This window comes from Janthinobacterium kumbetense (assembly GCF_023703445.1).
GTDB lineage: Bacteria > Pseudomonadota > Gammaproteobacteria > Burkholderiales > Burkholderiaceae_D > Janthinobacterium > Janthinobacterium kumbetense.
Genome location: NZ_JAMQGR010000001.1, coordinates 1,677,886 through 1,684,382, shown reverse-complemented (window position 1 = coordinate 1,684,382; position 6,497 = coordinate 1,677,886). Strand labels below are relative to the sequence as shown.

Annotated in this window: 6 protein-coding genes; 5 read left to right on the top strand and 1 reads right to left on the bottom strand. The window is 64.8% G+C overall.

Annotation, left to right across the window (positions count from 1 at the left end):
- Positions 1-41: 41 nt before the first annotated feature.
- From NCG91_RS07360 to cobA, 4 genes are all read left to right on the top strand, one after another.
- The gene (locus NCG91_RS07360) at positions 42-1,541 is read left to right on the top strand and encodes a CoA-acylating methylmalonate-semialdehyde dehydrogenase (protein WP_285817024.1); all 1,500 of its coding nucleotides are present in this window, start codon (positions 42-44) and stop codon (positions 1,539-1,541) included.
- A gap of 76 nt (positions 1,542-1,617) precedes the next feature.
- A complete protein-coding gene (locus NCG91_RS07355) occupies positions 1,618-2,256 on the top strand; it encodes an ANTAR domain-containing response regulator (protein ID WP_099664422.1) in 639 nt (212 codons plus the stop codon).
- Between the two features lie 157 nt (positions 2,257-2,413).
- A complete protein-coding gene (locus NCG91_RS07350) occupies positions 2,414-3,592 on the top strand; it encodes a CmpA/NrtA family ABC transporter substrate-binding protein (RefSeq protein WP_251349195.1) in 1,179 nt (392 codons plus the stop codon).
- A gap of 14 nt (positions 3,593-3,606) precedes the next feature.
- Positions 3,607-4,371, top strand: a complete 765-nt coding sequence (gene cobA / locus NCG91_RS07345; RefSeq protein WP_251349194.1) for a uroporphyrinogen-III C-methyltransferase — start codon at positions 3,607-3,609, stop codon at positions 4,369-4,371.
- A 1-nt stretch (position 4,372) separates the two neighbouring features.
- Here the strand turns inward: cobA and NCG91_RS07340 are convergent, their stop codons facing one another.
- Positions 4,373-5,365, bottom strand: a complete 993-nt coding sequence (locus tag NCG91_RS07340) for a cyclase family protein (protein WP_251349193.1) — start codon at positions 5,363-5,365, stop codon at positions 4,373-4,375.
- A gap of 108 nt (positions 5,366-5,473) precedes the next feature.
- On the opposite strand from NCG91_RS07340, the gene NCG91_RS07335 reads away from it, so the two are divergent.
- The gene (locus NCG91_RS07335; protein ID WP_251349192.1) at positions 5,474-6,364 is read left to right on the top strand and encodes a LysR family transcriptional regulator; all 891 of its coding nucleotides are present in this window, start codon (positions 5,474-5,476) and stop codon (positions 6,362-6,364) included.
- The last annotated feature ends 133 nt before the right edge of the window (positions 6,365-6,497 follow it).

Here is a 6,497-nt window from a genome sequence, read left to right as displayed (position 1 = left end):
GGCCCATGACTGGCTGATGACGAAATAATAAGGACAAGACAATGACTACCCCGATGATTGGCCACTTTATTGGTGGCAACCCCATGGCCTCGCGCTCCGAGCGCACCAGCGACGTGTTTAATCCCGCCACGGGCGCCGTCACGGCGAAAGTATCGCTGGCGACGCCTTCCGAGCTGAACGCGGCCGTGGCTGCCGCTCACGCGGCCTTTCCCGCCTGGTCGCAAACGTCGCCCCTGCGCCGCGCCCGCGTCATGTTCAAGTTCAAGGAGTTGCTGGAAGAACATGCGGATCAATTGGCGGCCCTGATCACGGCCGAACATGGCAAGGTGTTCACGGATGCAAAAGGGGAAGTGACGCGCGGCATCGAAGTGGTGGAATTTGCCTGCGGCATCCCGCAAATGATGAAGGGAGAATATTCGGAGCAAGTGGCCGGCGGCATCGACGCCTGGTCGATCCGCCAGGCATTGGGCGTGTGCGTCGGCATCACGCCGTTCAATTTCCCCGTGATGGTGCCGATGTGGATGTTCCCGATGGCGATCGCCTGCGGCAATACCTTCGTCTTGAAACCGTCCGAGCGCGACCCGTCGGCCAGCCTGCTGCTGGCGCAGCTGTTGACGGACGCGGGCTTGCCGGACGGCGTCTTCAACGTGGTGCAGGGAGATAAAGAAGCCGTGGATGGCTTGCTGCACCACCCGGACGTGCGCGCCGTCAGTTTCGTCGGTTCCACGCCGATTGCCGAGTATATCTATGCCACTGGTTGCGCCCAGGGCAAGCGCGTGCAAGCCTTGGGCGGCGCGAAAAACCACATGGTCGTCATGCCGGACGCGGACATTCCGCAGACGGTCGACGCCCTGATGGGGGCCGCGTTCGGTTCGGCGGGCGAGCGCTGCATGGCCATTTCCGTCGTCGTGGCGGTGGGCAATGTGGCCGACCAACTGGTCGAGGCGCTGGTGCCGCGCATCGCGGCCCTGAAAATCACGCAAGGCATGGATTTACAGGCGGAAATGGGCCCGGTGGTGACGCAAGTGCACAAGGACAAAATTGCCGGCTACATCGCGAAGGGTGTCAAGGAAGGCGCCAAGCTGGTGGCCGACGGGCGCGGCTTCGTCTTGCCGGGCCACGAAAAGGGCTTTTTCCTCGGCGGCAGCCTGTTCGACCATGTGACGCCGGACATGACGATCTATAAAGAGGAAATCTTCGGTCCCGTGCTGTGCATCGTGCGCGTGCCCGATTTCGCCACCGCGCTGGACCTCGTCAACGCGCACGAGTACGGCAACGGCACGGCCATTTATACGCGCGACGGCAATACGGCGCGCGAGTACACGCACCGGGTGCAAGTCGGGATGGTAGGCGTCAACGTGCCGATCCCCGTGCCGATGGCCTTCCACAGCTTCGGCGGCTGGAAGCGCAGCCTGTTCGGCGACCACCACGCGCATGGCCCGGAATCGGTGCGTTTCTACACGAAACAGAAGGCTGTCACGCAGCGCTGGCCGGCCTCGACGGCGGCCGGGGCGGAATTCGCCATGCCGACCTTGAAGTAAAATCCGCTGTAAAACCGGCTGGTTCGCTTCTTGCTTACTGCAATGGTTAATTGTTTAGCCATTGCAGATCGCTCCCATGACGTCCAGCCGTACCCAGCCTTTGCGCATCGTTGTCGTCAACACCATTGTCGAGCACGGCGTGCACGAGAATGCGGCCCTGGCTGCCCAGGTGCAGCGCGGCAATGCCCTGCGCATCGGCTTGCTGGAATCTGGCTTCGACATCGTCGCCTCCCTGCCAGCCGACCTTTACCTCCCCGAGCGCATCGCGCAACTGCAGCCTGACCTCATCATCATCGACGCCGAATCGGATGCGCGCGACGTGCTCGAGCACATCGTCATCGCCACGCGCGACGAGCGCCGTCCCATCGTGCTGTTTACGGAAGACGGCGCCACGGCCAGCATCGATGCGGCCATGGCGGCCGGCGTGTCCGCCTATATCGTGGCCGGCTTGCATGCCGAGCGCATCTTGCCCGTGCTGAACGTGGCGCTGGCGCGCTTTCGCCAGGAGGAAAAATTGCGCGCCGAATTGCTCGACACGCGGCACAAGTTGTTTGAGCGCAAGGTGATCGAACGGGCCAAGGGCCTGTTGATGACGCATCACGGCTTGACGGAAGACCAGGCTTACCAGCGCTTGCGCAGCATGGCCATGAACAAGAAACTCAAGCTGGCCGACATTGCCCAGCGCATCCTCGACGTGGAGGACTTGCTGGGATGAATCGTCCATTTCCTGGCATATGTTGGTGCAGTGCACCATTCCGGTGCGCTTCCAGCTGCCTGGGACAGGGCATGCACAGGCACGGTCCTTGCTGCTGGATGGGCATGACCTTGCCCATGTCGGCACGGCAAAACAGTATTTATCAGCAAGGAATGGTATGACACAGCAAGCGGGCGCCAATGCCCACCCGACGCGCCCACTGCAGCCGGAAAAACAGACGATACGCATCGGCTACCTGCCGCTGACCGATTGCGCCTCGCTGGTGATGGCTTCAAAGCTGGGCCTGGATGAAAAATATGGCATCAAGATCGAACTGAGCCGGGAGATGTCGTGGGCCGGCGTGCGCGACAAATTGAATAGCGGCGAACTCGACGCTGCCCACGTGTTGTACGGTCTCGTGTATGGCGTGCAGATGGGCATTGGCGGGCAGCGGCACGACATGGCCGTATTGATGAATCTCAATCACAGCGGCCAGGCCGTCACCCTGTCGGCGGCGCTGGCGCGCGAGGGCGCCCACGATGGCCCCACACTGGCGCGGCACCTGCGCGCCGCGGCGCGGCCCTTTGCGTTTGCGCATACTTTCCCGACCGGCAACCACGCGATGCTGTTGCAATACTGGCTGGCCGCGCAGGGCATCGATCCGCTGCGCGACGCGCGCGTGATGACGGTGCCGCCGTCGCAGATGGTGGCCGCCTTGCGCGCGGGGCAGATGGATGGTTTTTGCGCGGGCGAACCATGGGGTTACAAGGCCATCGTCGATGGCGTGGGCGTGACGGCCACCACCAGCGGCGCCATCTGGCCCGACCATCCGGGCAAGGTGCTGGGCACCAGCGCCGCATTTGCCCACCAGCATCCGAACAGCTGCCGCGCCCTGATCGCCGCCGTGCTTGAGGCGGGGCGCTGGATAGACGCCAGCGATGCCAACCGGCTGGCCATGGCGGCCACCCTGGCCGAGCCTGCTTATCTGAATACGCCGCAGGAAACGCTGGCGCCGCGCATCCTCGGTCATTATCAGGATGGCCTGGGCAAGACGTGGGATGAGGCGCACGGTTTGAAGTTTTACGGCGCCGGCGCCGTCAATTTCCCCTACCTGTCGGATGGCATGTGGTTCATGACCCAGCACCGGCGCTGGGGCTTGCTGCGCGACGAACCCGATTACCTGGCGGTGGCTAGGCAAGTCAACCGCATCGACCTGTACCGTCAGGCGGCGGAAATGACTGCCACGCCCTTGCCGTCGTCACCGCTGCGCAGCTCGACCCTGTGCGACGGCGTCGTGTGGGACGGCAGCGCGCCGGAAGCGTACGCGGCATCGTTTGCCATCGGCCATTTTTTCTGATTGGAGAGTTCATCATGGCGCAACTTGGAAGCGTGACCCTGGTCGGCGCCGGTCCCGGCGATCCGGACTTGCTGACCATCAAGGCCGTGAAGGCCATCGCGCGGGCCGACGTGGTGCTGATCGACGACCTCGTCAATCCGGCCATCCTCGCGCATGCGGCGCCCGGCGTGCGCGTGGTCGAGGTGGGCAAGCGGGGCGGCTGTGCTTCCACGCCGCAAGCCTTCATCGAGCGCCTGATGCTGGCCGAAGCCCGCGCCGGCCTGCACGTGGTACGGCTGAAAGGGGGCGACCCCTATCTGTTCGGGCGCGGCGGCGAAGAGCGCGCCTACCTGCGCAGCCACGGCGTGGCCGTCGAGGTGATCCCTGGCATCAGCAGCGGCCTGGCCGCGCCGTCCAGCATCGGCGTGCCGCTGACGCACCGCGGCTGGAGCCAGGGCGCCATTTTTGTCACGGGCCATGGCAAGGATAGCGCGTCCGAACCGAACTGGCTTGCGCTGGCGCAAAGCGGCCTGACGCTCGTCATCTACATGGGCGTGGCCAGGGTGGCGGCCATCCAGGCCGGCTTGCTGGCTGGCGGCATGGCGCCCGGCACGGCCGTGGCCGTGGTGCAATCGGCCAGCTTGCCGGCGCAACGCCAACTGTTGAGCACCTTGCAGCGCTTGCCGGACGATTTGCTGGCCAGCGGCCTGGGCAGCCCCAGCATCATCGTCGTGGGCGAGGTGGTGCGCTGCGCCGATGCCTGGGGTGACCATGGCGCCTTGCTGGCCGCGGTCGTGTGACTTAGCGGATCGGCAGGGCCACGGGGCGGATGGGCGCCGCGTCGCCGCCGCGGAATTTCAGCGAGGCGCCGATGAAGGCGAACTGGTAGACCTTGTCGCGCGACAAGCCTTCCAGGTCGACCAGTTCCAGGATGGGCGTGCCCTGCTGCGCCAGCAGATACGTGTGCACGGGCAGGTAATTGCCGGCCACTTCGGAGGGAAACGCCTCGAAACTGAGGTTGTCCGCGCCCACCACCATGGCGCCGCCATCTTCCACGAGGAATTTCGCCGCGTCCAGCGACAGACCGGGCGGGTTCGCCATGTAGGCTTGCGCCTGCTCATAGTGCTGCATGCGGCCCGTGCGTATCAGCACCACGTCGCCTTTTTCCAGCGTCACCTTCTGTTGCGCCAGCGCCGCGCGCAAATCCTGCCGCGTCACGCGGTAATTGTCGGGCAGCTGCTGTAATCCCTTGGCCACGGCCACGTCGATCAGCACGCCGCGCGCGACGATGGGCGGCAGTTTTTCCGCGCCCGTCACGGTCCAGCCCCGGTCGCCCAGGTATTGCTCTTCCGTAAAACCGTTCCAGATCTTGCCGTTCAAGCCGAAGTGGTTGAGCGCGTCGATATGCGTGCCCATGTGCGCATACATGGACACGGCCGAGCCCGTGTAACTGACGTGGCGGTTCATCTGTTCGCCCACGTTCATCGAGTCGGCCACCACGTTGCCCTTCGGCGTGTGCGTCATCCACATCTGGTAGGGCGGGTCGCCTGCCGCCTGCCAGCTGGGCATGCCGATGTAGAAATCGACGGCCAGGTCGTAGCTCTTGCCGCCGTCGATGCGGGCCAGGATGGCGGCGCGCGAGGCGGCCGTCATCAGGTTCAGGCGGCCGATCTCGTCTTTCGGGCCCCAGGGGCTGATGCCCACTTCGGGCAGGGCGGTGGCCGGGGCGGCTTGCACTGCGCCGGCCAGCAGCGCCAGCAGCAGGGTGGCCAGGGTGGCGGATGGTTTGAACATGGGGTACTCCTTGCGTGACATGAATGAAGAAGCCGCCATCATATTATTTTCAATTCCAATGATAATCAGCGATAAAATAATAAGATATTCAACTGCAAGGAAAGAATCATGGATGTCCTGGCGCACATGCGCGTGTTTCGCAAGGTGGTCGAGCGCGACAGCTTCAGCAAGGCGGCGCTGGACCTGAACCAGTCGGCAGCCGCCATCAGCAAGCAGGTGCGCCAGTTGGAGGCGCATCTGGGCACGGTGCTGCTGGTGCGCACGACGCGGCGCATGAGTTTGTCGGACGGCGGGCGCGCCTACTATCTGGAATGCTGCCGCCTGCTCGATGAAATCGACGCGCTGGAACTGGCCACGCGCGGCTGCACCGGCAAGGTGGCGGGGCGCTTGCGCGTGAATGCGCCGCTGTCGTTTGGCTTGAAGGTGCTGTCGCCGCTGCTGCCGGTGTTCATGGCGCGCCATCCGGAAGTGAGAATCGAGATGACCCTGGACGACCGCCTGCGCGACGTGGTGGGCGAGGGCTATGACGTGTCGCTGCGCATCCGCGCCGCACTGGCCGATTCCTCCCTGGTGGCGCGCCGCCTGGGCGACGTCGAGCAAATGATTTGCGCATCGCCCGCCTATCTGGCGCGGCGCGGCACGCCCCGGCTGGCGCAGGACCTGCACGGCCACGATTGCCTGGCTTACCGGCTGGCGGACAGCCCCGGCGTCTGGCAGCTGGACGGCCCGGAAGGGAACAGCAGCATCGTCCTGCCCGTGCGCTTTTCCGCCGACAGCAGCCTGCTGCTGGCCGACATGCTGGCGGCGGGCATCGGCGTGGGCGCGCTGCCGTCGTTTGTCGCCGCGCCGCTGCTGGCCAGCGGCGCCCTGGTGCGCGTGCTGCCGTCGCACGGCATGGCCAGGCGCGGCGTGTATGCCTTGACGCCCGACGGACGCCACGTGCAGGAAAAAGTGCGCGCCTTTTGCGACTTCCTGGCCGGGGCGCTGCGGGGTGCCTAGGCGCCAGGTGTTTTCCAGGGCAACCATCGAACGCGCTTTTTTTCATGTACAGGTGCGTCGCGCAGGGGCTTTGATAGTATCCTCGTACTTGCTGGGCGGCCGGGGCGCCGCACATTCAAGGAAACCGGAATAA

Excerpts from the sequence above, each read along its gene's own strand:
- NCG91_RS07360 (WP_285817024.1), top strand. The coding sequence starts at position 42 with ATGACTACCCCGATGATTGGCCACTTTATTGGTGGCAACCCCATGGCC.
- NCG91_RS07355 (WP_099664422.1), top strand. The coding sequence starts at position 1,618 with ATGACGTCCAGCCGTACCCAGCCTTTGCGCATCGTTGTCGTCAACACC.
- NCG91_RS07350 (WP_251349195.1), top strand. The coding sequence starts at position 2,414 with ATGACACAGCAAGCGGGCGCCAATGCCCACCCGACGCGCCCACTGCAG.
- cobA (WP_251349194.1), top strand. The coding sequence starts at position 3,607 with ATGGCGCAACTTGGAAGCGTGACCCTGGTCGGCGCCGGTCCCGGCGAT.
- NCG91_RS07340 (WP_251349193.1), bottom strand. The coding sequence starts at position 5,365 with ATGTTCAAACCATCCGCCACCCTGGCCACCCTGCTGCTGGCGCTGCTG.
- NCG91_RS07335 (WP_251349192.1), top strand. The coding sequence starts at position 5,474 with ATGGATGTCCTGGCGCACATGCGCGTGTTTCGCAAGGTGGTCGAGCGC.